Genomic DNA, 25,895 nt, shown 5'->3' with positions numbered 1-25,895 from the left:
TGCGCGAATCGGTTGAAGCGTTACGTTCGAGGCGAGTTGACCGAGAATCGCAAAGTGACCATACACACACCCGGCCGGACCTTGTCGGGCAAGGTCCGGCCGGGTGTGCGGGGTTGACGACGACTGTTGACGTATCGCCTTTCCCGGTTGATGACTTAGCCGATTTACCGGCCACGCGGGCCGGCCGGTCGGCCGGGCGGCAGGTCAGGCGAGCAGCGAGGCCGGCTCGACGTGCTCCAGGCCGTGCGCCTCGGCGACCTCCTTGTAAACGACCTTGCCGTCATGGGTGTTGAGGCCCCTGGCCAGCGCGGGGTCGCGGCGCAGCGCCTCGGCCCAGCCACGGTTGGCCAGCTCCACGATGTACGGCAGCGTGGCGTTGGTGAGCGCGTAGGTGGACGTGTTGGGCACCGCGCCGGGCATGTTGGCGACGCAGTAGAAGACCGAGTTGTGGACCGGGAAAGTCGGCTCGGCGTGGGTGGTCGGGTGGGAGTCCTCGAAGCAGCCGCCCTGATCGATCGCGATGTCGACAAGGACACTTCCGGGCTTCATCCGGGACACCAGCTCGTTGGTGACCAGCTTCGGGGCCTTGGCGCCCGGGATCAGCACGGCGCCGATCACGAGGTCGGCCTCCAGGCAGGCCTTCTCCAGCTCGAAGGCGTTGGAGACGACGGTCTGGATCTTCGTGCCGAAGATCTTGTCGGCTTCCTTGAGCTTGGTGATGTCCTTGTCGAGCAGGGTGACGTGGAAGCCCAGGCCGATGGCGATCTGTGCCGCGTTCCAGCCGGAGACGCCGCCGCCGATGACGACGGCGCGGCCCGCGAGCACACCGGGGACTCCGCCGGGCAGCACACCGCGGCCGCCGTTGGCGGCCATCAGGTGGTAGGCACCGACCTGGGGGGCCAGCCGGCCCGCGACCTCGGACATGGGGGCGAGCAGCGGCAGCGCGCGGCTGGGCAGCTCGACCGTCTCGTAGGCGATGGCGGTGGTGCCGGACTCGATGAGCGCGTCCGTGCAGTCCTTCGAGGCGGCCAGGTGCAGGTAGGTGAAGAGCGTCTGGTCCTTGCGCAGGCGGTGGTACTCCTCCGCGATCGGCTCCTTGACCTTCAGGAGGAGGTCCGCGGTGGCCCAGACCTCGTCGGCGGTGTCGAGTATCCGCGCGCCGGCCGCGACGTACTCCTCGTTCGGGATCGAGGAACCGATGCCGGCGTCGCGCTCGATGACCACCTGGTGACCGTGGCGCACCAGCTCGTGCACGCCGGCGGGGGTGATGGCCACCCGGAACTCGTTGTTCTTGACCTCGCGGGGGATGCCGACCTTCACGTGGATCACGGTCCTTGGCTCAGAGGATGGGCTATTACAAGGCATACCCGTTCAAGCGCGGGCACACCGGGTCAGACCGCAGGAGAAAGTGCGGCAGAGCCAGTTTAATGAAGGCGTTCCCTCTGTCTAGCCTTCCAAAGCATCAATCTTCAGTCACTGCGCTGCGGATTTCGCAGGCGTCTGCGGGATCTTCCCTCAGCATGCGTTCGGCCGCACTCCGCTGCAGTCCGGCCGCCGTGGGATCGCCGAGCCGGTCGAGGGTGTCGGCGAGCCGCAGGTGCAGGGCGGCCTGGAGCCGGTCGTCCTCGGCCCGGCGGGCCCAGTCGACGGCCTCCTGGCAGGTGCGCAGCGACTCCTCGGGGCGTCCGGCGTACTCCTGGACCCGGGCCAGCTCGGACAGCGCCCGCGCGTGCGCTGCCACGTCCTCGCACTTGCGGTACCCGGCGACGGCCGCCCGCCAGGCCCGTACCGCCTCGCCGTAGCGTCCGGCGTAGGTGTGGGCGGTGGCGAGCCTGCCGTAGACCCGGGCGGCGTCGGCCCGCTCGTCCCGGGCGAGGCGCTGGGCGAGGGCCCTGCCGAACCAGTCGGCGGCGCGGTCGTAGTCCCCGAGCTCCAGGTGTGCGCCGCCCACGGATTCCATCGCGCGGCCGGTCGCGTACGGGTCGTCGGCCTCGCGTCCGGCGTCCAGCGCGGCCCGGTAGCGCACCAGGGCCTCGGCGGTACGGCCGGTGCGGGCGTCCAGGTCGGCCAGGTTCAGCAGGGCCGCGGCCTGCTCCCGGGGCAGCTCGCGGCGCTCGGCCACGTCGAGGACGAGGCGGTGGATGCCGTACAGGTCGGGGGCCGCGGCCCGGGTGCCGAAGTGGGCGACCATGGCCCGCACCAGCTGGGACATGAGTCTGCGGGCGAGGGTGTCCAGCTCGCCGTCGGCGACCGCGAGGCGGGCCGCGGCCAGCAGGGCGGGACGCCGGGCACGCAGCCAGTCGGCGGCGGCCCTGGGATGCGGGAAGCGCAGGTCGCGCGGCGTGGTGAGGAGCTTCTCGCGGGCCTGCGGGCTGTCGGTCTCGGTGACCGCACGGCAGGACTGGAGCAGCCGCACGGTCCGCTCCAGCATGCGGGCGCGGGCCAGCTGGAGCTCGGCGGGCCGGTCGTGCTTGCGCGCGAGGTGCCGCAGCTGCGCGTGCAGGCACCCGGGGACCTCGTACTCGGGCAGCGGTGAGTCGGCGGCGCGCAGCAGGCCGAGGGTGACGAAGTCGTCCAGGGTGCCGCGGGCGCCGTTCACGGAGCAGCCGGCGAGCGCGGAGGCGGTGTGCGGGTCGACCAGGCCCGCCGGGGCCAGGGAGAGCAGCCGCAGCATCCGGGCGGCCGAGCTGGGCAGGGACGCGTAGACGAGGCGGAAGACACGGGCGAGCGCGCTGCCTTCCTCGTTCTCCGCGTGGAGGTGTTTGGCGAGGTCGGCGACGGCCGCCTGGGGACGGGCCGCGAGCCAGCCGCCGGCCAGGGTCAGGGCGGCGGGCTGGGCCTGGCAGAGCTCGACCAGCTGTTCGGCGGCCCGGGGGTCGACGGTGATGCGCACCGAGCCGGTCCGGCGTGACAGCAGCTCCACGGCCGACTTGGTGTCCAGGCCCCCCAGCGTGCACGGCCGGACGTCCGCGATGCCGGTCAGCGGGCCCTCGGCCACGGCGACGGCCAGGCAGTCGGGGGTGTCCGGCAGCAGCGCGTCGACCTGCTCCGCGTCGGCGACGGCGTCGAGCAGGAGCAGGGCCCTGCGCTCGGCGAGCGCGTCGCGCAGGGCCTCGGTGAGGTCGTCCTCGTCGGCGCCGGGCGGGGCGGTGCGGTCCAGCTCGGTGAGCAGCTCCCGGGCGAGGCGTTCGACGGGCACGCGGGTGCCGTCGGGCTCGCTCAGCCGGGCCCGCAGCACGCCGTCGGGGTAGGCGTCCGCGACCTGCGCGGCCAGCTCTTCGGCGAGCGCGGTGCGCCCCGAGCCGGGCCGGCCCGCGATGAGCAGCACGCGCGCGCGGGGGGCCTTGCGGCCGGAGAGGGTGTCCAGGCCGGCGCGCTCGATGTCGGCGCGCAGCTCCTTGAGCTCCCGGGTGCGGCCGAGGAATCCGCTCTCCTCGGCAGGGTCGTGGGACAGCCGTGCGCCGTCCGTGTCCACCGCCTGATCCGTCACGGGCCACACTCCCGATCCCACCGCACGCCGGTGCCCGCCGGAAGCCCGGTTCGGGCGATTCCCGAGCCTAGTTCACGCTCTGCGACGTTCCGGGCGGAGCGCGGCGGGCAGATCCCCTGATCGGATCAACCGATCGTCACATCGACCTGCGCAGTTCCGCGAGCGGGCCCCGCCCGGGAGCGGGACCGGGCCCGGCCTCGGGCAGCTGGCCCCCGGGCGCCTTCCGGCCCGTGCCGGAACCGACCGCCCGCTCCCGGCAGGCGCCATCGGCCCCTGGCCCCGGCCCGGCCCCCGACCAGGACGACACCGGACAGCCGAGGCCCGGCCACGGATGACACCTGGAAACCGGGCCACTGCCAGAGACCCGGCCGCCGCGCGACCGACGCGACGGCGCCCGCACCCGCGCGCCCCGGTGCCGCCCGCTCCCGGCAGGCGCCCCCGGGCCCCGTCCCCCGGCCCCGACCAGGACGACACCGGACGACCGAGGCCCGGCCGCGGGCGACACCTGGAAACCGGGCCACTGCCAAAGACCCGGCCGCCGCGCGACCGGCGCGACGGCGCCCGCACCCGCGCGCCCCGGGATTCCCGCCGCACCCTGGGACCTGTCCGGCGGCTCAGGCCTCAGACGCGGGGGTCGGCACGCCCTTCCCTACTGGCTCAGGGGGCTCACGGGGCTCACGGGGCTCACGGGGCTCACGGGGCTCACGGGGCTCACGGGCATGGGAGGTATCCCAGGCGGTGTGTCGTCGCTTGCCGGCTCCCCCGCGCTCGGCTGCGCTCGCTGGAGGGCCCATTGCCTTGCTCACCAGCGACAATCACCAGCGACATCGAGGCACCACGGGTTCCCCGCGGCCTGAACCGCCGGACGGGCCTCAGGCCTCGAAGGGCCGCGCCGGCCACGGCGCCTCGGCCGGGCGGAGGACGTCGAGGCCGTCGCCCCGCTCCGCCGCGACCAGCGAGAGCACGCCCACGACCAGGCAGTTGTTGTGCAGCTCCCCCGCGAGCACACCCCGGACCAGGTCCGCGACGGGCACCCGCGCCAGCTCCATGTCGGCCTCTTCGTCCTCGACCTCGAAGCGCTTGCCCGCGGCCTCGGACAGGCCCCGGGCGAGGAAGATCCGTACGGCCTCGTCGCAGCCGCCGGGGGTGGTGTAGACGTCGGTCAGGACCCGCCAGTCCTCGGCCTTGACGTGCGCCTCCTCGTACAGCTCGCGCTGGGCGGCGTGCAGCGGGTTCTCGCCGGGGACGTCGAGCAGCCCGGCCGGGATCTCCCACAGCTTCTCGCGCACGGGGTGCCGGTACTGCCGGATGACCAGCACCCGGCCCTCGCCGTCGAGGGCGAGGACGGCCACGGAGCCGGGGTGGACCTGGTAGTCGCGGGTCACCACGGAGCCGTCGGGCATGACCACGTCGTCCGTGCGGACCGAGGTCTTCTTGCCCCGGAAGGGAGTCTGGCTGCCCCGGATCTCCCACTCCTCGGGAGTGTCCTTGATCGTGCTGCCCGTCATCGGTGACCTGCCCTTCCAGACGTACGCGAAAGCCGGGGCCCGCGCCGTTGAGTGCGCGTGCCCCGGCCAACCGTACAACTGGTGTGTTACTTCGACGTCTTCCGCTCGACCGCGGCCTTGACCAGCCCGGCGAAGAGCGGGTGCGGGCGGGTCGGGCGCGAGCGCAGCTCCGGGTGGGCCTGTGTGGCGACCAGGTAGGGGTGGACGTCGCGCGGGTACTCGACGTACTCGACGAGCTTGCCGTCCGGGGAGGTGCCCGAGAAGAGGATGCCGGCCTTCTTCTCCAGCTCCGCGCGGTAGGCGTTGTTCACCTCGTAACGGTGACGGTGCCGCTCCTCGACGTACTCCTTGCCGTCGTACACCTCGCGCACGATGGAACCCTCGGCCAGCTTCGCCGGGTACATGCCGAGCCGCATCGTGCCGCCCAGGTCGCCCTCGCCGGCCACGATGTCCAGCTGCTCGGCCATGGTGGAGATGACCGGGTGGGCGGTGGCGGGGTCGAACTCGGTGGAGTTGGCGTCCGCGATGTCCACCAGGTTGCGCGCGGCCTCGACGACGATGCACTGCAGGCCCAGGCAGAGGCCGAGCAGCGGGATCCTGTTCTCGCGGGCGTACTTGATCGCGCCGACCTTGCCCGTCACGCCGCGCTCGCCGAAGCCGCCCGGAATGCAGATCGCGTCGACGTCGCCGAGCTGCGCCTCGGCGCCGGCCGGGGTCTTGCAGTCGTCGGACGTGACCCACTTGATCTTCACGCGGGCCCGGTTGGCGAAACCGCCCGCGCGCAGCGCCTCGGTGACCGAGAGGTAGGCGTCGGGCAGGTCGATGTACTTGCCGACCAGGGCCATGACGATCTCGTGCTCGGGCTTGTGCACGCGGTCGAGCAGGTCGTCCCAGGTCGTCCAGTCCACGTCGCGGAACGGCAGGTCCAGCTTGCGTACGACGTAGGCGTCCAGACCCTCGGTGTGGATGACCTTCGGGATGTCGTAGATCGACCGGGCGTCGGGGCAGGCCACGACCGCGTCCTCGTCGACGTCGCACATCAGGGAGATCTTGCGCTTGATCGCCGTCGGGACCTCGCGGTCGCAGCGCAGCACGATCGCGTCCGGCTGGATGCCGATGTTGCGCAGGGCGGCGACGCTGTGCTGGGTCGGCTTGGTCTTCAGCTCACCCGAAGGGCCGATGTAGGGCAGGAGCGAGATGTGGACGACGAAGACGTTGTCGCGGCCGACCTCGTGCCGGACCTGGCGGACGGTCTCCAGGAACGGCAGCGACTCGATGTCGCCGACCGTGCCGCCGACCTCGGTGATCACGACGTCGACCTCGTCCGTCGCCATGCGGCGGATGCGGTGCTTGATCTCGTTGGTGATGTGCGGGATGACCTGCACGGTGTCGCCCAGGTACTCGCCGCGCCGCTCCTTGGCGATCACGGCCGAGTACACCTGGCCTGTGGTCACGTTGGCGGTGCCGTCCAAGTCACGGTCGAGGAAGCGCTCGTAGTGTCCGATGTCCAGGTCGGTCTCGGCACCGTCGTTGGTGACGAAGACCTCACCGTGCTGGAAGGGGTTCATCGTGCCGGGGTCGACGTTCAGGTACGGGTCGAGCTTCTGCATCACGACGCGCAGGCCCCGGGCCTTGAGCAGCATGCCGAGGCTGGAGGCGGTGAGCCCCTTGCCGAGCGAGGAGGCGACACCCCCGGTGACGAAGATGTGCTTGGTCGTCGAGGCTGTGCTGTTTCGAAAAACAGTGGGCGGCATGGCCAAGAGGGGGCTCCCGTGGTCGCGGTCTGGGGTGCGGTGCGTTCGTCCTCCGCCCCGGTCGTCCCGGGAGTCGTCGGCGGCGCCGTCGCTGCGGTTCCGGGGTTTTTCTCCCACCGGTCCACGGGCTACCAGCGTAACAGCGCCTCGGGGCGGTGGCTTCCGGCCACCCTCCGCGCACGCCCGGACACGCAGGAGGGAGCGTTACCGTTTCCTCACCCGGTGGTCACCCGTTCGGCGGACCCGGGTTGCCCGGAGCGGCACACAGATCATCTACGTGCGTCGTATCCTGCTCGGACGTTCGCTGCCGAGCCCGCCCGGCGACACGGCACCACCCCTCGCCCGTCAGCACCGGAACAACGAGAGCTCGTCAGTTCGTTGAGCAACAATTGTCGTTCGGGAGACCACGTTTGGCTTCACGGCCGAACGGCTGCTTTGCTTCATGACTCAAGAGGCATGAGACGCATGGCACGCGTCCCTCGACACACATTCCCTGACACACATCCCTGACCCCACCCTTGACCGCTGACCGCACTAGCGACCGCCCCCACGCGGGGTGACGTGGCCGTTCGACTGGAGTTGCACGTGGCCGGGCGCATCGAAGACTACGCACTCATCGGAGACATGCAGACCGCTGCCCTGGTCTGCCGGGACGGCACAGTCGACTGGCTGTGCCTGCCCCGCTTCGACTCGCATGCCATCTTCGCCGGCCTGCTGGGCACCGGGGAGCACGGTTTCTGGCGGCTCGGCCCCGCCTACGCCCCCGGCGCCGAACCGCCCACCTCGGCCCGGCGGACCTACCGCGGCGACTCGCTGATCCTGGAGTCCGAGTGGGACACCCCGCGCGGCACCGTCCGGGTGATCGACTTCATGCCGCCGCGCGACGGCGCGCCGCAGCTGATCCGCATCGTGGAGGGCGTCTCCGGCCGGGTGCCGATGCGCTCGGAGCTGCGGATGCGGTTCAGCTACGGCCGGGTCGTCCCCTGGGTGCACAAGCAGGAGGGCCGCACGGTGGCCGTCGCGGGCCCGGACTCCGTGTGGTTCGACACGGAGGCGGAGACCTACGGCAAGGCGCTGACCACGTACGCGGACTTCACGGTGGCGCCGGGCGACCGGATCGCGTTCACCATCTCGTGGGAGCCCTCGCACAAGGAGCCGCCGGCGCTGCCGGAGCCCGAGCAGTCCCTGGTGGCCACCGAGGACTTCTGGCGCGACTGGGTCGAGCACTGTACGTACCACGGTCCCTACCGGGAGGCGGTGGTGCGTTCCCTGATCACGCTGAAGGCCCTGACGTACGCCCCCACCGGCGGCATCGTCGCCGCGCCCACCACCTCCCTGCCGGAGGACATCGGCGGCGTCCGCAACTGGGACTACCGCTACACCTGGCTGCGCGACGCCGCGATCACCCTGTCCTCGCTGCTGCGCACCGGCTACCGCGAGGAGGCCCGCGCCTGGCGCGAGTGGCTGCTGCGCGCGGTCGCCGGCGACCCCGAGAACCTGCAGATCATGTACGGCATCGCCGGCGAGCGGGAACTGGGCGAGGCGGAGCTGGACTGGCTGCCCGGCTACGAGAACTCCACCCCGGTCCGGGTGGGCAACGGCGCGGCCCACCAGCTGCAGCTCGACGTCTACGGCGAGGTGACCGAGGCCCTGCACCTGGGCCACATGACGGGCCTGGCCCGCAACGACTACGCCTCGGTGCTCCAGCTCAAGCTGATCCGCTACCTGGAGTCCCACTGGCACGAGCCGGACGAGGGCATCTGGGAGGTGCGCGGACCGCGCCGCCATTTCGTGCACTCCAAGGTGATGGCCTGGGTCGCGGTCGACCGCACCATCAAGCTGATCGAGTCCGGCGACGCGGACGGCCCGCTGGAGCGCTGGAAGCAACTGCGCGACGACATCCACCGGGACGTGTGCGAGAAGGGCTACGACAAGGAACGCAACACGTTCACGCAGTCCTACGGCTCGCAGGCGCTGGACGCCTCCCTGCTGCTGATTCCGCAGATGGGCTTCCTGCCGCCGGACGACAAGCGGGTCATCGGCACCATCGAGGCCATCCAGCGGGAGCTGTCCACCTCGGACGGATTCATCCTGCGCTACCCGACGGACGGCGAGGACGAGGGCGTCGACGGTCTGCCGGGCGACGAGGGCGCCTTCCTGGCCTGCTCGTTCTGGATGGCCGACGACCTGGCGATGATCGGCCGGGTGGACGAGGCGAGGAAGCTCTTCGAGAAGCTGCTGTCCCTGCGCAACGACATCGGTCTCCTCGCCGAGGAGTGGGACCCGCGCCTGCAGCGCCAGGTCGGCAACTTCCCGCAGGCCTTCAGCCACGTGCCCCTGATCGACACGGCCCTCAGGCTGACGGCGAGCGGGGCGTACGGGGGCTGAGCGCTCGGGGCACCGGAACGAAGGGCGGGTGGCTCGGGGGCCTGCGCCGTGCTGCTCGGCGGCCTGTCGGTGGTACGGAACTCAGGTCCCCGCGTGCGCCCCGACTGCTGAAGCACCCGGATCCCGGATCCCTTCCCGTCCACGGCCGTGGAAGCGCCGGCCACCCGCGGCGCCCACTCCGGGGGACACGGCTCCCGGGAATCCGCCCCGGGCTGTGGTGGCCCGGCGGCGGGCTGTCCCTGGGCCGGTCCGCCGTTCAGGGGGCCAGCGCCGTCAGGGTTCGTTCTCCGCCCGGGTCGCCCGCCGTCGCCGGTACCAGCGCGATCTCGTCCAGGCCCGCCTCCGCGTACGCCCCCGTACGAGCCCGTACGGTGTCCACGTCGCCGATCAGGCCCACGGTGGCCGCCGCCTCCTTCGGCAGCGTCCGCAGGAGGGTGTCCGCGTCGGCCCCCGTACGGGCCAGCGCGACCGCCTCGCCGAAGCCGGCCTCCTCGAACATCTCGCGGTAGCCGGGCACCGTGAGATAGCCCACGACGCTGCGCATGATCTGGGTGAGGGAGGCGGGGTCGGGGTCGACGGCGGCGGGTACCCAGGCGGCCAGCGTCGGCGGGGTCGTCCGGCCGGCCTCGCCGCAGGCCGCGAGCAGCTTGACGCGCAGGGCGCGGACCTGCTCGGGCGAGACGACGTCGAGGAGCATGCGGTCGGCGTACCGGGCGGCGACGGAGATCGCGCGGTCCCCGAAGGCCGCCACGGTGAGCGGACCGCCCGGCGGCCGGTGGCGGCGGGGGAAGGCGCTGCCGGGCACGACGGGCTCGCCGGGCACTCCGTGGAGCAGCTCCCGCAGCGCCGCGGCGGTCGCCTCCAGCACGGCCGCCGGACGTTCCCTGGCCCGGCCGTGCACCCCCTCGACCACCCGCTTGCTGGAGGTGCCGAGCGCGACGCCGACCGGGCGTCCGGTGACCGAGGCCGCGGAGGCGGCGCCCCGCGCGATGCCGTACGGGTCGCGCACCGACACGGCGACCGGCCCGGCGGTGAGCGCGACGCGCCGCGTGCCCGCGCCGACGGCGGCGGACAGCACGAACGCGTCCCAGGTCGGCCCCTCACCCAGCCACACCTCGGGGTAACCCAGCCGGTCGGCCTGCCGCGCCACGCGCAAGGGCTCGTCCAGGGGACTCGCGTCCTCACGTGCGGCGGCCACAACGGTGATGTCCATGTCCGGTGCCCTACCCATCCGCCGCCCGCCGACCCCCGGGGGCCCGGTGGATGTCCCGGGTGGGGCCGCGCCGGGTAGCGTCCGGCTCATGGACAGCGGCATGAACAGCGGATTCGACACCCAGGGCGCCGGGATCACGGTGCGGCGGGCACTGGAGCTGCCCGGTCTGCGCAGCGGTCTGCCGGAGGTCGTCGCGGGTGCCGAACGCCTGCACCGCACGGTGCGCTGGGTGCACGCCGGGGAGGTGCCCAACATCGCCTCGCTCCTCAAGGGCGGCGAACTGCTGCTGACCACGGGGTACGGCCTGGGCACCCGTCCCGCCGAGCAGCGGGCGTTCGTCCGCACGCTGGCCGAGCGCGGCATCGCGGCCCTCGTGGTGGAGCTGGGCCCGCGCTTCGCCCGGCTGCCGGCGGCGCTGGTGGACACGGCCCGCTCGGCCGGGCTGCCGCTGGTCCAGCTGCACCGCGAGGTGCCGTTCGTGACGGTCACCGAGGAGATCCACACCGAGATCGTCAACGGCCACTACACCCTGCTGCAGCGGGCCGAGGAGGTGCATCGCCGCTGCACCGAGGCGCTGCTGGGCGGAGGCGGGGTGCCCCAGGTGCTGGCCATCCTGGCCGACTTCGCCGGCAACCCCGTGTTCCTGGAGACCCCCGACGGACGCCTGCTGTACGCAGCCGGTTCCGGGCCCGAGGGCGCCGACCCCCTCCAGGTGTGGGAGGGGCTGCGGGGCCCGCACAAGGACGCTCCGCCCCCGGCGGGCTCGGTCCTCGTGGACGTACCGGGTGGCGGGCCCGGCGCCGGGTCGGTCCGGGCGCGCCTCGTCCTGCTGCCAGTACGGTCCCCGCTGGCGCCGGTGCACCGGATGGCGGCGGAGCGGACGGCCGGCATCCTCGCCGTGGTGCTGATGCAGGCGCGGCAGGAGGAGGAGCTGGCGGCGCGCGGGCGGGGCGACTTCCTCACCGACCTCGCCGAGGGCCGGATCACCGCGGAGGACGCCCCCGCGCAGGCCCGCGTCCTGGGTTTCAAGCCGGGCACCGGCCCACTGCTCCCGGTGGTGATGCGGCTCGGCGACGCCCTGTCCCCGGCGGGCGGCGGCTGGGCCGTGCTGGCCCGCGCGGTCGCCGAGGAGCTGGCGTCGGTGGGGGTTCCGGTGCTGCTGGGCGTACGGCCGGTGGAGGGCCGGGTGCCGCTGCTGCTGGGGCTGCGCTCCGAGTCGGAGCGGACGGCGATCGCGGACCGGGTCGCGGCGGCGCTGCGGGCGGGCGTGGAGCGGGCCGGGATGCGACGGCCGGGGGCGCAGCCGCCGGTCGTGGTCGTGGGGGTGTCCGGCGGCTGGGCGGCGGCGTCGGCGGGCCTCAGGCACGCGGCGGAGACGGCGACCGCGGCGCAGGGCCTCACCGACCGGCCCTGGTACGACGCCCGGCGTCTGGACATCGACCTGCTGCTGTGGCGGCTGCGCGGCCATCCGGACCTCGCGGCGTTCGTGGACCGGGCGATCGGCCCGCTGCGTGACCACGACGCCCGCTCGAAACCGCCTCTGCTGCCCACCCTCCAGACGTACTTGGCCCACGCCGGCCGCAAGGCGGAGACGGCACGCGAGCTCCACCTCAACCGGCAGACGCTGTACAACCGGCTGGCCCGGATCGGGGAGTTGCTGGGCACGGACCTCGACGACCCGCAGACCGTACTGGCGTTGAGCCTGGCCCTGCGCGCGCGCCGGCACGTTCCGTGACCGCGGGCCCGTGACGGGTGCCTAGAGCAACGGCGTGGGCTGCGTCAACTCGTCGTAGACGCTCAGGACCTGGGCGACGGTCTCGTCCTCGGTCGGCCAGGTGGCCGCCTGCCGCGTGCCCCGCTCCCGCAGCTCGTCCCGGCGTGCGGGGGTGTCGAGCAGGCGGACCACGGTCTCCGCGAGCGCTGCCGCGTCGCCGGGCGGCACGAGTTCGGCGGCGTCGCCGACCAGTTCGGGGATGCCGCCGACGTCACTCGCGACGAGCGGCACGCGCGCGTGGAGGGCCTCCTGGGCGAGAACGGAGCGCCCCGGCTCCCGGCGGCTCGGCAGCAGCGTGAGGTCGGCCGCAGCCAGCAGTTCGGGCACGTCGTCGCGGCTGCCGACGAGCACCACCGGAAGCTCCTCGCCCTCGATCCGCGCCTGCAACTCCCCCCGCAGCGGCCCCTCCCCGGCCACGACGACCATCGGCGCCGGGTCGAGGCGGCGCCACCCGCGGGCGGCGTCGAGCAGGACGTCGTAGCCCCGGTGCCGGTCGAGGGAGCCGACGGCGATCAGCAGCGGGCGGTCGACGGCGCCGAGTTCGGCCCGGACCTTGGGGCGCAGCCGGTCGGGGTCCTCGGGACCGGCCGCCGGGTTAGGCCGGGCGGGGAGCGCGACGGGGCCGAGCCGGGCGTCCCGGGCACCCGTCCGCCGCGCCCCGTCGACCAGCTCCGAGGTGGCGCCCAGGACCACGGTGGCGGCCTTCATCACCCGCCGCTCCAGCACGCGCAGCAGGTGGGCGCGGGCCCCCTCGGCGTGCACCCGGTCGTGCCAGGTGACGACGAGCGGAGTGCGCACCCGCCGTCCGCCGAGGGCGAGTGCGGCCCGGAAGGAGGCGTGCAGCCCGTGCGCGTGCACCAGGTCGGCGTTGGCGCACACCGTCCGCAGCGCGGCCACGGAGACGGGGTCGCTGCTGCGCGGCACGTGCACGTGGTCGGCCCCCGCGCCCGTGAAGTCGTAGGTGCACTCCGCATCGGAGGGGGCGCACACCGTCACTTTCACGCCCCGTGCGACGAGCCCCGCGGCCAGTGAGCGCACGTGCGCGCTGCTGCCGGCGTTGCCGCCGCCCAGCACCTGCACGGTGCGCAGCGGCGACTGGCCGTGCGGTGAGTGGCTGCTCACGGGGGTCAACTGGCCGGGGCTCCTGGTTCGGCGGGGGACGGTCACGAAGAACGTACAGAAGGATGGTGCGGACGGGGTGCGCCGCGCGGATTCCGATGCGCCGCTCCGTCAAGGATGCCAGGCCGTACGGGTGTTCCGGGAACGACGACCGCCACGACGGGACCGACGGCGGGACGACTACGGGGATCAGCGTCACTCGTACGAGTGATTGCGGCGCGAACCACCGGACACGCCCCGCCATCACACCGGTGCGCCACAGCCGACACGAGCACGACCCACGGCCCAGAGCGCGACCGGCGTGGCCCTCCACCGACCCCGGCCTCCGTCCCGCCCCCCGAAATCCGGCGCGCGCCAGACCGCCCGGGATCACGCCGAAGCCCCACAGCCGACACAGGCACAGGCACAGCCGACACGGGTACGACGCACAGCCCAGAGCCCGACCGGCGTGGCCCTCCACCGACCCGGCCTCCATCCCGCCCCCCGAAACCCGACGCGCGCCAGACCGCCCGGGATCACGCCGCAGCCGACACAGGCACAGCCGACACGAGTACGACGCACAGCCCAGGGCGCGACCGGCGTGGCCCGCCCCCGGCCCCGGGCTCATCCCGCCGGCGCGCGGGGCACGCGTGCCCCGGTGTCCGGGGCGCGGGGGCACGCCGCTGCTACTGGTCCGCGCGGGCCGTCTCCAGCAGTTCCTCCGCGTGGGCGCGGGCCGTCTCCGAGTCCTCCTGGCCGGCGAGCATCCGGGAGAGCTCCCGGACGCGCTCCTCGCCCTCGAGGACCTTCACGCCGGAGCGGGTCACCGAGCCGTCGTTGGTCTTCTCCACCAGCAGCTGCCGGTCTGCGAACGCGGCCACCTGCGGCAGGTGGGTGACGACCACGACCTGCGCGCTCCTGGCCAGCCGTGCGAGCCGCCGGCCGATCTCCACCGCCGCCTTGCCGCCGACCCCGGCGTCGACCTCGTCGAAGAGGTACGTCGGCACGGGATCGGTGCCCGCGAAGACGACCTCCACGGCCAGCATCACGCGCGACAGCTCACCGCCGGACGCGCCCTTGGCGATCGGCCGGGGCGGCGCGCCGGGGTGCGGGGCGAGCAGCAGCTCGACCTCGTCGACGCCCGACGGTCCGTAGGCCACCGTGCGCCCACCGACCTCGACGCCCTGCTCGTCCTCGGTCTGCCGGATCTCGAACGACACGCGCGCGTGGGGCATGGCGAGCGACGCCAGCTCGGCGGTCACGGCGGCGGCGAACCGCTCGGCGGCCTCGGTGCGCGCGTCGGTCAGCGCCTGGGCGAGCCCGCCCAGTTCCACCCGCAGCGCGTCCCGCTCGGCGGTCAGCTCCCCGATCCGGTCGTCGTCGCCGTCCAGCTCGGTCAGCCGCGCGGCGCCCTGCTCGGCCCAGCTCAGCACGGCGGCGATGTCCTCGCCGTACTTCCGGGTCAGCGCGGTGAGCGCGGCCCGGCGCTCCTCGACCGCCGCAAGCCGCAGCGGGTCGGCGTCCAGGTCGTCGGCGTATCCGGCGAGTTCCCCGGCCACGTCGCGCAGCAGGATGCCGATCTCGCCGATCCGCTCGGCGAGCGCGGCCAGCGCCGGGTCGTGGGAGCGTACGGCGTCCAGGGCCCGCTGCGCGCCCGCGACGAGCGTCGCGCCGTCCACGCCCTCGGGGTCCTCGGGGTTGCCCGCGAGGGCGGCGTGGGCGGCCGTGGCGGCCGACGCGAGCGCCTCGGCGTGGCCCAGCCGCTCCGCCTCCTCCGCCAGCTCCACGTCCTCATCGGCGCGCGGCTCGACCGCGGCGACCTCGTCGAGGCCGTAGCGCAGCAGGTCGGCCTCCTGGGCGCGTTCCCGCGCGCGCGTGGTGATCTCGTCCAGCTCGGTGGCGACGGCCCGCAGCCGCCGGTACGCCTCGGCGTACTTGGCGAGCGGCCCGGCGACCGCGTCGCCCGCGTACCGGTCGAGCGCCTGCCGCTGCCGGGACAGCTTGAGCAGCCCCTGCTGGTCGGTCTGCCCGTGCACGGCCACCAGCTCGTCGGCCAGCTCGGCGAGCATCCCCACCGGCACCGACCGCCCGCCCAGATGGGCGCGCGAGCGCCCCTCGGCGGAAACGGTACGGCTGATCAGCAGCGCCCCGTCGTCCAGCTCGGCCCCGGCCTCCTCGGCCCGCACGGCGGCAGCGGCGTCGTCGGGCACGGCGATGCGCCCCTCGACGACCGCGCTCTTCGCGCCGATCCGCACGAGCGCCGCGTCCGCGCGTCCGCCCAGCAGCAGGCCCAGGCTGGTGACCACCATGGTCTTGCCGGCACCCGTCTCACCGGTGACAGCGGTGAACCCGGGCGACAGCTCGACCACGGCGTCGTCGATGACCCCGAGCGACCGTATCCGCATCTCCTCAAGCACGGACACGACCATACGAGGTCGAGGCCGGAAAGCGCACACAGGCCGCCCCTGTCACGCAGGGAAGCGTTATACCGCCAGGGGCGCGGGGAACTGCGCGACCAGCCACAACGCACCCGCACCCCGCGACGCACCGAACCACCCCTTCGAGACCGCTAGTGCGGCGCCCCGCGCCACCCGGAGACCGGCAACGCGAACTTCGCGACCAACCGGTCGGTGAACGACGCATGGTGCAGCCGGGCCAGCCGCACCGGCACCGCCCCCCGCCGCACCTCCACCCGCGCCCCGGGCGGCAACTCCACCGTCCGCCGCCCGTCGCACCACAGCACTCCCGGCGGAACGTGCGGCAGCACCTCCACCGCGAGCACCGAGTCCGGCGAGGTCACCAGCGGCTTCGCGAACAGCGCGTGGGCGCTGATCGGCACCATCAGCAGCGCCTCCACCTCGGGCCACACCACGGGACCGCCGGCCGAGAAGGCGTACGCCGTCGACCCGGTCGGCGTCGACAGCACGATGCCGTCGCAGCCGAACCCCGTCACCGGCCGCCCGTCGATCTCCAGGACGACCTCCAGCAGCTTCTCCGCGCCGGCCTTCTGCACGGCGGCCTCGTTCAGCGCCCAGTCGGTGTGCACGATGTCGCCGTTGCGGTGCACGACGACGTCGACGGTCATCCGCTCCTCGACCTCGTAGGCCCGGTTCACCACCCGGTCGACGACCTTGTCCAGGTCGTCGCGCTCGGCCTCCGCGAGGAAGCCGACCCGCCCGAGGTTGACGCCGAGCATCGGCACCCCGGAGGCGCGGGCGAACTCGGCGCCGCGCAGCAGGGTGCCGTCGCCGCCCAGCACGATCAGCAGCTCGCACCCGTCCAGGCACTGCGGAGTGGCTTCGCCCACCAGGTCCACCTCGCCCGGCAGCGGCAGGTCGCGGGCCTCGGCCTCCAGGACCCGTACGCCGATCCCGGCCCGCAGCAGCCCCTTGACCACCAGCTCCGCGCTGCGGATGGCGGCGGGGCGCCCGGTGTGGGCGAGCAGGAAAACAGTTCGCGCTCGGTTCTGTGTCAACGCGGCCCCTCCGCCACTGCACGATCGACATCGGCCGGGTCCAGTGCACCGGCGCCGGCCCGCAGCCACAGAAAGTACTCGACGTTCCCGGAGGGACCCGGCAGCGGACTGGCGGTGACCCCCTTCACTCCGAGCCCCAGCTCCCAGGCCTTCCGGGCGACGCCCCGCACCGCCTCGGCCCGCAGCTGCGCGCTGCGTACCACTCCCCCGCTGCCCAGCCGCTCCTTCCCCACCTCGAACTGCGGCTTCACCATCATCACCAGGTCTGCGCCCGGCCGGGTGCACCGCACCAGGGCGGGCAGTACCAGTCCGAGCGGGATGAAGGACAGATCCCCCACGACCAGATCCACGGGCTCCCCATCGATCGCTTCCGGCGTCAACTCGCGTACGTTCGTACGGTCCTTGACGGTGACGCGTTCATCCTGCCGGAGACTCCAGGCGAGTTGTCCGTATCCGACGTCCACGGCGACGACGTGGGCGGCGCCCGCGCGCAGCAGTACGTCGGTGAAGCCGCCGGTGGAGGCGCCGGCGTCCAGGGCCCGCCGCCCCTCGACGACGAGGCCCTGCGGTACGAACGCCGACAGTGCCCCGGCGAGCTTGTGGCCGCCGCGCGAGACGTAGTCGGGGTCGTCGTCGTCGGAGGTCACCACGATCGCGGCGGCGGTCTCGACCTGCGTGGCGGGTTTGGTCGCGACGGTCTTGCCGACGGTGACCCGTCCGGCGGCGATCAGCTGGCTCGCGTGCTCGCGCGAGCGCGCCAGCTTGCGGCGCACCAGCTCCGCGTCGAGACGGCGGCGTGCGACTCCTGCCACGTTCGGTTCAGCTCCTGCGGTCGTACGGTGATGGCGGCGGGGGCGCCGGTGGTCCCTGGGGTCCCGGGCGGGCGTCGAGCGCGGTGAGCGCGTCGCGCAGCCCCCGGTGTACATCCTCGTACACCTCGACATGTCCGTCGGTGGCCAGGTGGTCGGCGTCGGCCAGCCGCGCCAGCCGGGCGTCCACCTCGGCGTTCCCGGTGGGGGCGCGCGGGACGTCCAGCGGTGCGGGGGCGGCCGGCTCGTAGCCGGGGCCGGCGTGCTCCCCGGGCTCCGCCTCCTCGGGCTCGGACTCCGGCTCCGGTACTGCGTCGCTCATGCCCCGACGCTACCGCGTGGCGCTGGGGTACGGTCGGTCCCGATGGCGACGACTGAGGAGTGCCGTGCCGCACTCGACAAGCTTTCGGACAGCATGCGCGGCGCCGAAGGGGACGTCCGGGCGGCCACGGAGCTGGACCGCTCGGTGAGCTGCCACATCACCGACCTGGACGTCACCTTCGCGGGACGCATGGCGGACGGCCGCATCGACGTGCGCGAGACCCTGCAGGGCCCGCCGCGCGAGAGGGCGGAGATCAGACTGGCGATGACCGGCGACGACCTGGTGGCCCTGGTGGGGGGCGAACTGAACTTCGCCAGGGCCTGGGGCTCGGGCCGGGTGAAGCTGGAGGCGGGTCTGCGCGATCTGTTCCGGCTCAGGAAGCTCCTGTAGCGACTGCCTTCTCCAGCTTGGTGCGCCCCTTGCGAGCGGCCGGCACCACCAGCGGCGTGCCCGTCTCCGGGTCGTCGATGACCTGGCAGCGCAGCCCGAAGACCCGCTCGACCAGGTCGGCCGTGACGATGTCCTTCGGCGCGCCCTCGGCGATGATCTCTCCGCCGCGCAGGGCGATGAGGTGGGTGGCGTAGCGGGCGGCGTGGTTGAGGTCGTGCAGGACGGCGACGAGGGTGCGGCCCTGCTCCTCGTGGAGCTCCGCGCACAGGTCGAGGACGTCGATCTGGTGCTGGATGTCCAGGTACGTCGTCGGCTCGTCGAGCAGCAGCAGCGGAGTCTGCTGGGCGAGTGCCATGGCGATCCACACGCGCTGGCGCTGGCCGCCGGAGAGTTCGTCGACGTAGCGGTCGGCGAGCTCGGCGATGCCGGTCTGCGCCATCGCCTCCTGGACGACCCGCTCGTCCTCGGTCGACCACTGGCGCAGGATGCCCTGGTGCGGGTAACGGCCTCGGCCGACGAGGTCGCCGACGGTGATGCCGTCGGGCGCGATGGACGACTGCGGCAGCAGGCCGAGGGTCCGCGCCACCTTCTTGGCGGGCATCGACTGGATGACCGACCCGTCGAGCAGCACCCGGCCCTCGCTCGGCTTGAGCATCCGCGACAGGGCCCGCAGCAGTGTGGACTTGCCGCACGCGTTCGGGCCGACGATCACTGTGAAGGAGTTGTCGGGTATCTCCACCGACAGCTTCTCCGCGATGACCCGCTGGTCGTAGGCGAGGGTGACGTTCTCGGCGGTCAGGCGGTTCACGTTGCTCCTTTGGTTGTTCGGCCCGCTGCGGCTCCCGGCACCGGCGCTCATATCCGGCCCGCCTTGCGCTCGGTGACCAGCAGCCACAGCAGGTAGACGCCGCCGAGTACGCCGGTGACGACGCCCACGGGCAGTTGGTCGGCGCCGAAGACCCGCTGCGAGATCCAGTCCGCGCTGACCAGGAGGGCGGCGCCCATGCACAGGGACGGCACCAGGTTGGGGCCGGGCGAGCGGGTCAGGCGCCGGGCGAGCTGCGGCGCGGTGAGCGCCACGAAGCTGACCGGTCCGGCGGCGGCGGTCGCGGCGGCGGTGAGCAGGACGGCGGCCACCATCAGCAGCGCCCGCACCCGCTCGACGCGCACACCGAGGGCGTACGAGACGTCGTCGCCCATCTCCATCATCCGCAGCGCCCGCCCGTTGGTGAGCACGAGCGGCACGAGCACGGTGCACAGCGCGAGCAGGGGCCAGACCTGGTCCCAGTCCCGGCCGTTGAGGGACCCGGTCATCCAGACGACGGCGCGGGAGGCGTCGACGATGTCGGCGCGGGTGAGCAGGTAGCCGTTGACCGCCGTGACGATCGCGGACACACCGATGCCGACCAGGACCAGCCGGTATCCGTGCACGCCACGCTTCCAGGCGAGCAGATAGATGGCCAGACCGGTCACCAGGCCGCCGACGAGCGCGCCGACGGTGACCTGGGCCGAGCTGCCGGAGAACAGGACGATCATGATGAGCGCGCCGGCCGTCGCCCCCTGTCCGAGGCCGAGTACGTCCGGACTGCCGAGCGGGTTGCGGGAGATGGCCTGGAAGAGCGCGCCGCCGACGCCGAGCGCGCCGCCGACCAGCAGGCCGACCAGGACCCTCGGCAGCCGCAGTTCGTTGACGATGAACTCCTGCCCCGCGTTGCCCTGTCCGACCAGGGTCTTCAGCACGTCGGCGGCGGGTATGTCGAAGTCGCCGGTGCCGATCAGCAGCACGCTCGCGGCGAGGGCGAGGAGCAGCAGCAGGGCGACCACGACGGTGGCCCGCACGTCCAGGCGGAAGGACAGCCCACCCGGGCTGCGCACGGCGCGGTTGGTCTTCACGGTCTTCCCGGTCTTCACAGCTGGGCCGTCCTCCGCCGTCGTACGAGAAAGATGAAGACCGGCCCGCCGAGGACGGCGGTGACGATGCCCACCTGGAGCTCCGAGGGCCGTGCCACGATCCGGCCGAGGACGTCCGCGCCGAGCAGCAGCACCGGGGACAGGATCGCCGCGTACGGGAGGATCCAGCGCATGTCGGGGCCGGTGAAGGAGCGGACGATGTGCGGGATCATCAGCCCGACGAACACGATCGGTCCGCAGGCGGCGGTCGCGGCCCCGCACAGCACGGTCGCGGCCAGCATGGACAGCGCCCGGGTCCGGTTCAGGTTGGCGCCGAGGGCCTTGGCGGTGTCGTCGCCCATCTCCATGGCGTTGAGCGGCCGGGAGAGCCCGAGCGCCAGGACCGTGCCCGTCACGAAGAAGGGCAGCACTTCCCGGATGGTCCCGGTCGTCGCCGAGGCGAGCGAACCGACCGTCCAGAAGCGCATCCGGCCCAGCGCCGCGTCGTCCATGATCATCACGGCCTGGAGGTAGCCGAAGAGTGCGGCGCTGATCGCGGTGCCGGCCAGCACCAGCCGCACCGGCGTGGCCCCCCGGCTGCCGCCCAGGAACCAGACCAGCGCGCCGACGCCCGCCGCACCGGCGAAGGCGAACCAGACGTACCCGGTCAGGGAGGTGACACCGAAGAAGGTGATGCCGGTGACGACGGCCGCCGAGGCGCCCGCGTTGATGCCGAGCAGTCCGGGATCGGCCAGCGGATTGCGGGTGAGTGCCTGCAGCACGGCTCCCGCGAGACCGAGGGCCGCGCCGGCCAGCAGGCCGAGCACGGTCCGCGACAGCCGCTCGCCGACGACGACGTCGCCGTACGTGCCCGTGTCGTGGAACAGGCCGTGCCAGACCTGCGCCAGGGACAGGTCCTTGGCACCGATCGCGATGCTCGCCATCGCGACGAGCACCAGGACCGCGACGGAGACGGGCAGCCCCGCGGCACGCAGGACGCGGCGCTTGGAGGGCGGCGCGGGAGCGGTCTCCGCGCGCTGTTCGGGGGGACTGTCGACCAACACGCAGTTAGGTTAGCCTACCCTGCTAATCGATCACGATTCCCGAGGTCGCCAACAAACCCCGAACCGGCGTCCCGCACACCCGTGGACGGGTGCCTTCCCCTTACGCCGCCTCACAACCCCAATCGTGCCAGCGCCTTACCCGAGTCCAGTGCGCACCCCTGCTCCCCGCCCGCAGTCCAGGCCGCCGCGCACAGGGCACGCAGCCCGTCCGGCGCGGAGCCCTCGCCCGCCAGCTCCAGCCGCTCCTCACCGGCCGTCGCCGTCCAGCCACCGCAGCGGAAGCCGTCGTCCGCGCCGCCCAAGACCTCCGGCTGGCCGGTGAGCAGCCCGCGCAGGTCGGCGTCGACGTACGTCGGCCGGTGCTGCGGCGGCGCCGCCAGCAACAGCGCTCCGTCGGTCACGCCGGTCAGGACGAGCAGCGAGTCGACCTCCCCGTTGAACGCCCCCTCGATGTCGGTGTCCAGGCGGTCGCCCACCACCAGCGGGCGCCGGGCACCGGTCCGCAGGATCGTCTCCCGGTGCATGGGGGGCAGCGGCTTCCCCGCGACCTGCGGCTCGGCACCGGTCGCGATCCGCACGACCTCCACCGCCGCGCCGTTGCCCGGGGCGATCCCCCGGGCACCCGGGATGGTCAGGTCCGTGTTGGAGGCGTACCAGGGGACACCGCGCGCAATCGCGTAACAGGCCTCGGCGAACCGGCCCCACGGCAGCTCCGGGCCGCCGAACCCCTGCACGACGGCCGCCGGATCGTCCTCGGCCGACTCCACAGGCTCGAGACCGCGCTCGCGCAGCGCCACGCGCAGCCCCTCACCGCCGATCACCAGCACCCGCGCCCCCGAGGGCACCTGCTCGGCGATCAACCGGGCCACCGCCTGCGCCGAGGTGATGACGTCGCCGGCGTCCGTCGCTATCCCCAGCTCCGTCAGATGCGCGGCCACCGCGTCGGGCGTCCGGAGCGCGTTGTTGGTGACGTACGCCAGGCGCATGCCGCCGTCCCGGGCAGTACCGAGGGACTCGACGGCGTGAGCGATCGCGTTGCCCCCGGCGTACACCACGCCGTCCAGGTCGAGCAGCGCCGTGTCATAGGCCTCGTTCAGGCCCTGCCCACTGCCCTCGGGCCTCGTCCTGACGCTCCGGCTCATTGCGCATCGCTCCTCGTTCGTCGCCTTTCCCCCGATCATCCCCCATGCCACCGACACACGTACGATGCCGGGATGAACTCTGCAGGTCACCCGGAAGCAACGGCGCACCGGGGCCTGGAACTCACCCCGTTCCGAGGCCTCCGCTACGACCCCGACCGGGTCGGCAGCCTGGCCGCCGTGACCTCCCCTCCCTACGACGTCGTGGTCCGCCCCGACGGCCTGCTCCACCTCGAGTCGGCGGACCCGCACAACATCGTCCGGCTGATCCTCCCGCAGGCCGCCACACCCGAGGCGCGCAACGAGCAGGCCGCACGCACCCTGCGGCGCTGGACGGCGGAGGGCGTCCTGACCACCGACCCCGAACCGGGTCTGTACGTCTACGAACAACGCGACGGCGCGGGCATGCTGCAGCGGGGCGTCATCGGCGCCCTGCGCGTCTCGGACCCCTCGGAGCAGGTGGTCCTGCCGCACGAGGACGTCATGCCCCACGTCGTCGCCGACCGCGCGGCGCTCATGCGGGCCACCCGGGCGAACCTGGAGCCCCTGCTCCTGACCTACCGCGGCGACGAGGAGACACCGGCCACCAGCGCCCTCGTGGAACGCACGGCCGGACAACCGCCGCTCCTCTCCACGACCACGGAGGACGGCTTCTGCCACCGGCTGTGGTCGGTCACCGACCCGGACACCATGGCCCGCGTCCGGGGCGAGCTGTCCCGTCAGCAGGCCCTCATCGCCGACGGCCACCACCGCTGGGCCACCTACCGCACCCTCCGCGCGGAGCACCCCTCCCCCAGCCCGTGGGACCACGGTCTCGTCCTCCTGGTCGACACGGCCCGCTACCCGCTCCGCGTCCGCGCCATCCACCGCCTGCTGCACGGCGTCCCGGTGCGCGACGCCGTGGCCGCCGTGGACGGGCACTTCCGCGTCCGCCGCCTGGACACACCTCTGGACGAGTCCCTGGAGACCCTGGCGAAGGCGGCCGACGCGGGCAACGCCTTCCTGCTCGCCGGCGACGGCGCCTTCCACCTGGTCGATCTGCCGGACCCCGGACTGCTGGACCGCACGGTTCCCACCGACCGGCCCGAGGCCTGGCGCACCCTGGACGCCACCGTCCTGCACGCCACGCTCCTGGCCCACGTCTGGCAGGTCCCCGACGACTCGGCGGCCCACATCTCCTACATCCACGACACGGCGGCCACCGTGGAGAAGGCCGAACGCGACGGCGGTACGGCGGTACTGATGCACCCGGTCCGCGAGGAGGTCGTCCGCGAACTGGCCCGACAGGGCGTCACGATGCCCCGCAAGTCGACGTCCTTCGGCCCGAAACCGGCCTCCGGCCTCGTCCTCCGCGCGCTCGACACCTGACCCGGCCCACGACGGGACGAAGGGGCGGGCCCGTGAACCGGGCCCGCCCCTTCGTCTCGTGGTACGGGACGTCAGTCGTCTTCGCCGCCCCTGTCCTCGTCCTTGTCCCCGTCCTTGTCCCCGTCCTTGGCGGCAGCGCTCTCCACGCCGCTACCCGGATGGGTCTCGCCCTCGTCCTCGTCCAAGGCGTCCATGAACTCCACGCCGTCCAGCTCGGCGAGCCGGTCGGAGGCGTCCGTGCTGCCGTCCCGGTCGGACTCCACGGCCTTCGCGAACCACTCCCGCGCCTCCCGCTCCCGGCCCGCGGCCAGCAGCGCGTCGGCGTAGGCGTACCGCAGCCGGGCGGTCCAGGGCTGTACGGAGTTGGAGGCCAGCTCGGGGCTCTGCAACGTCACGATGGCGGCGTCCAGCTGCCCCATGTCACGCCGGGCACCGGCAGCGACGAGGCGCATCTCGACCTGACCGGCCTTGTCCAGCTTGTGCACCTCGGGGGCGCCGGCCATGTCCAGCGCCTTCTCCGGCCGGCCGAGACCGCGCTCGCAGTCGGCCATGACCGGCCACAGCTCCACGGACCCGGTCATCCGCCGCGCAGCCCGGAACTCCGCCAGCGCCTCGCTGTACTTCTGGTTGGCGTACGCGGCGAACCCCGCCGCCTCGCGTACGGCGGCGACGCGGGACGCCAGGCGCAGGGCCACCCTGGAGTAGCCGTACGCGGCCTCCGGGTCCTCGTCGAGCAGCCGCGCGACCATCACCAGGTTCCTGGCGACGTCCTCCGCGAGCGTCTTGGGCAGGCTCTGCAGCTCCTGCCGCACATCCTTGTCGATCTCGTCGCCCGTGACCTCCTCGGGGATCGGCAGGCGCTTGATCGGCTCGCGGTCGCGGTCGCGGTCCCGCTCGTCACGGAAACGGCCACCGCCGCCCTGCCGGTCGTCACGCCCCCGGTACCCGCCGGGCCGTCCACCGCGGTCGTCGCGCCGGGGCCCGCGCCCCCCACGGTCGTCCCGCCCGCGGAACCCACCGCGGTCGCCACCCCGGCCGTCGTCACGCCGGTCGTCACGCCGGCCGAATCCGCCACGCTCACCACGGTTGTCGTCCCGACGGAAGCCACCGCGCTCTCCGCGGTCACCCCGGTCGTCGCGCCGGAAGGGAGGACGGTCGTCACGACGGTCGTCACGCCGATCATCACGACGGTACGAGGGGCGATCGCCACGGTCCCGGCGGTCGTCACGGTCGTCACGGCGGAAGGCCGGACGATCTCCGCCTCGGTCGTCACGGCGGAACGACGGACGGTCCCCGCGGTCGTCGCGCCGGAAGCCCGGACGGTCCCCGCCTCGGTCGTCACGGCGGAACGACGGGCGGTCTCCGCCCCGGTCGTCACGGCGGAAGCCCCGGTCACCACCACGATCGCGATCGTCCCGACGCCCGTAACCGCCACCGCGGTTGTCGTCACGACGACTGTCGCGGCGGTCATCACGCCGGTCGTCACGTCGGTCGTCACGACGGAAGCCGCCTCGCTGCCCACCGCGGTCGTCCCGACGGCTGTCGTCTCGCCGGCTGTCGTCACGGCGACCGAAGCCACCCCGGTCGTCACGACGGTAGGAAGGACGGTCCCCGCGGTCCCGCCGGTCGTCACGGTCGTCGCGCCGGAAGGGCGGGCGGTCTCCACCTCGGTCGTCACGGCGGAACGACGGGCGATCCCCGCGGTCACCCCGGTCGTCGCGCCGGAAGGGCGGGCGGTCTCCGCCCCGGTCGTCGCGACGGAAGCCCCGGTCACCACCACGATCGCGGTCGTCCCGTCGCGGTCCACGGTCACGATCGTCCCGGCGGAAGCCACTGCGCTGTCCGCCGCGGTCATCACCCCGGCGGTCGTCTCGGCGGTCGTCTCGGCGGAACCCACCACGGTCACTGCGCTGACCCCTGCGGTCATCGCGGTCACCACTGTCCCGTCGCCGCTGATCGCGCTCCGGTCGGTCGTCGGGAGAGTTGGTGGACATCGGTGACTCCTGTCTTCGGTACCGCAAGTCATTCTCGCGCAGCCGGGTACCCGGTGCGCCCTGGAAAAACGAAAGGACCCCTGGTCCCCAGCTGAACGCTGGGGACCAGGGGTCCTTTCCAAAGATTGTTCGGCGGCGTCCTACTCTCCCACAGGGTCCCCCCTGCAGTACCATCGGCGCTGTAAGGCTTAGCTTCCGGGTTCGAAATGTAACCGGGCG

At 73.3% G+C, this 25,895-nt stretch carries 20 protein-coding genes and 1 rRNA gene; 4 read left to right on the top strand and 17 right to left on the bottom strand.

Annotated elements, in window-relative coordinates; all coding sequences use genetic code 11:
* Positions 1-204 precede the first annotated feature (204 nt).
* The 4 genes from ald to ACIQFU_RS29045 form a co-directional block, all read right to left on the bottom strand.
* A complete protein-coding gene (gene ald, locus ACIQFU_RS29060) occupies positions 205-1,329 on the bottom strand; it encodes an alanine dehydrogenase (RefSeq protein ID WP_402555339.1) in 1,125 nt (374 codons plus the stop codon).
* A gap of 133 nt (positions 1,330-1,462) precedes the next feature.
* On the bottom strand, positions 1,463-3,490 hold the full coding sequence (locus ACIQFU_RS29055; protein WP_402555338.1) for a tetratricopeptide repeat protein: 2,028 nt from the start codon (positions 3,488-3,490) through the stop codon (positions 1,463-1,465).
* Positions 3,491-4,362: 872 nt separating this feature from the next.
* A complete protein-coding gene (locus ACIQFU_RS29050; protein ID WP_402555336.1) occupies positions 4,363-4,998 on the bottom strand; it encodes an NUDIX domain-containing protein in 636 nt (211 codons plus the stop codon).
* An 86-nt stretch (positions 4,999-5,084) separates the two neighbouring features.
* Positions 5,085-6,752, bottom strand: a complete 1,668-nt coding sequence (locus ACIQFU_RS29045) for a CTP synthase (RefSeq protein ID WP_402555334.1) — start codon at positions 6,750-6,752, stop codon at positions 5,085-5,087.
* 585 nt (positions 6,753-7,337) lie between these two features.
* Between ACIQFU_RS29045 and ACIQFU_RS29040 the strand changes: the two genes are divergently transcribed.
* Positions 7,338-9,140, top strand: coding sequence for a glycoside hydrolase family 15 protein (locus tag ACIQFU_RS29040; RefSeq protein ID WP_402555569.1), 1,803 nt, complete (start codon positions 7,338-7,340; stop codon positions 9,138-9,140).
* Positions 9,141-9,396: 256 nt separating this feature from the next.
* On the opposite strand, the gene ACIQFU_RS29035 is transcribed toward ACIQFU_RS29040, so the two are convergent.
* The gene (locus ACIQFU_RS29035; protein ID WP_402555332.1) at positions 9,397-10,353 is read right to left on the bottom strand and encodes an LLM class F420-dependent oxidoreductase; all 957 of its coding nucleotides are present in this window, start codon (positions 10,351-10,353) and stop codon (positions 9,397-9,399) included.
* A gap of 88 nt (positions 10,354-10,441) precedes the next feature.
* Here ACIQFU_RS29035 and ACIQFU_RS29030 point away from each other — a divergent pair, with 88 nt between their 5' ends.
* A complete protein-coding gene (locus tag ACIQFU_RS29030) occupies positions 10,442-12,088 on the top strand; it encodes a PucR family transcriptional regulator (protein ID WP_402555331.1) in 1,647 nt (548 codons plus the stop codon).
* Positions 12,089-12,109: 21 nt separating this feature from the next.
* Here ACIQFU_RS29030 and ACIQFU_RS29025 read toward each other — a convergent pair whose 3' ends face one another.
* From ACIQFU_RS29025 to ACIQFU_RS29005, 5 genes are all read right to left on the bottom strand, one after another.
* On the bottom strand, positions 12,110-13,258 hold the full coding sequence (locus ACIQFU_RS29025; RefSeq protein ID WP_402555330.1) for a glycosyltransferase family 4 protein: 1,149 nt from the start codon (positions 13,256-13,258) through the stop codon (positions 12,110-12,112).
* Between the two features lie 653 nt (positions 13,259-13,911).
* Positions 13,912-15,654 (bottom strand): DNA repair protein RecN, encoded by a 1,743-nt coding sequence (gene recN / locus ACIQFU_RS29020; RefSeq protein ID WP_402555328.1) that lies wholly within the window; start codon positions 15,652-15,654, stop codon positions 13,912-13,914.
* A 140-nt stretch (positions 15,655-15,794) separates the two neighbouring features.
* Positions 15,795-16,700: an NAD kinase gene (locus tag ACIQFU_RS29015; RefSeq protein ID WP_102927286.1), complete on the bottom strand. Its 906-nt coding sequence runs from the start codon at positions 16,698-16,700 to the stop codon at positions 15,795-15,797.
* Positions 16,697-17,512: a hemolysin gene (locus ACIQFU_RS29010; protein WP_402555326.1), complete on the bottom strand. Its 816-nt coding sequence runs from the start codon at positions 17,510-17,512 to the stop codon at positions 16,697-16,699. The genes ACIQFU_RS29015 and ACIQFU_RS29010 overlap by 4 nt, the downstream gene beginning before the upstream one ends.
* 7 nt (positions 17,513-17,519) lie before the next feature.
* Entirely contained in the window at positions 17,520-17,831 is a 312-nt protein-coding gene (locus ACIQFU_RS29005; protein ID WP_402555324.1) for a hypothetical protein, read from the bottom strand.
* Positions 17,832-17,873: 42 nt separating this feature from the next.
* Between ACIQFU_RS29005 and ACIQFU_RS29000 the strand changes: the two genes are divergently transcribed.
* Positions 17,874-18,221 (top strand): sterol-binding protein, encoded by a 348-nt coding sequence (locus ACIQFU_RS29000; RefSeq protein WP_402555323.1) that lies wholly within the window; start codon positions 17,874-17,876, stop codon positions 18,219-18,221.
* Here the strand turns inward: ACIQFU_RS29000 and ACIQFU_RS28995 are convergent.
* The 4 genes from ACIQFU_RS28995 to ACIQFU_RS28980 form a co-directional block, all read right to left on the bottom strand.
* Positions 18,205-19,080: an ABC transporter ATP-binding protein gene (locus ACIQFU_RS28995; RefSeq protein WP_402555321.1), complete on the bottom strand. Its 876-nt coding sequence runs from the start codon at positions 19,078-19,080 to the stop codon at positions 18,205-18,207. The genes ACIQFU_RS29000 and ACIQFU_RS28995 overlap by 17 nt on opposite strands.
* Positions 19,077-20,114, bottom strand: coding sequence for a FecCD family ABC transporter permease (locus ACIQFU_RS28990; RefSeq protein ID WP_402555567.1), 1,038 nt, complete (start codon positions 20,112-20,114; stop codon positions 19,077-19,079). The genes ACIQFU_RS28995 and ACIQFU_RS28990 overlap by 4 nt, the downstream gene beginning before the upstream one ends.
* Positions 20,115-20,128: 14 nt before the next feature.
* On the bottom strand, positions 20,129-21,175 hold the full coding sequence (locus ACIQFU_RS28985; protein WP_402555319.1) for a FecCD family ABC transporter permease: 1,047 nt from the start codon (positions 21,173-21,175) through the stop codon (positions 20,129-20,131).
* Positions 21,176-21,285: 110 nt separating this feature from the next.
* Entirely contained in the window at positions 21,286-22,317 is a 1,032-nt protein-coding gene (locus tag ACIQFU_RS28980) for an HAD hydrolase-like protein (protein ID WP_402555317.1), read from the bottom strand.
* 72 nt (positions 22,318-22,389) lie between these two features.
* Here ACIQFU_RS28980 and ACIQFU_RS28975 point away from each other — a divergent pair, with 72 nt between their 5' ends.
* Complete coding sequence (locus ACIQFU_RS28975; protein WP_402555315.1) at positions 22,390-23,682, top strand: DUF1015 domain-containing protein; 1,293 nt, start codon at positions 22,390-22,392, stop codon at positions 23,680-23,682.
* 71 nt (positions 23,683-23,753) lie between these two features.
* Here ACIQFU_RS28975 and ACIQFU_RS28970 read toward each other — a convergent pair whose 3' ends face one another.
* The 3 genes from ACIQFU_RS28970 to rrf all read right to left on the bottom strand — a co-directional run.
* On the bottom strand, positions 23,754-24,539 hold the full coding sequence (locus tag ACIQFU_RS28970; RefSeq protein ID WP_402555565.1) for a hypothetical protein: 786 nt from the start codon (positions 24,537-24,539) through the stop codon (positions 23,754-23,756).
* Positions 24,431-25,708, bottom strand: a complete 1,278-nt coding sequence (locus ACIQFU_RS28965; protein WP_402555563.1) for a hypothetical protein — start codon at positions 25,706-25,708, stop codon at positions 24,431-24,433. The genes ACIQFU_RS28970 and ACIQFU_RS28965 overlap by 109 nt, the downstream gene beginning before the upstream one ends.
* Before the next feature lie 95 nt (positions 25,709-25,803).
* Positions 25,804-25,895: ribosomal RNA gene (gene rrf / locus ACIQFU_RS28960) — 5S ribosomal RNA — on the bottom strand; the annotation flags it as partial.

The sequence above is a fragment of the Streptomyces sp. NPDC093065 genome, from assembly GCF_044754585.1.
GTDB lineage: Bacteria > Actinomycetota > Actinomycetes > Streptomycetales > Streptomycetaceae > Streptomyces.
The sequence above is the reverse complement of the archived record's forward strand: the minus strand, read 5'-3'. Positions and strand labels throughout refer to the sequence as shown.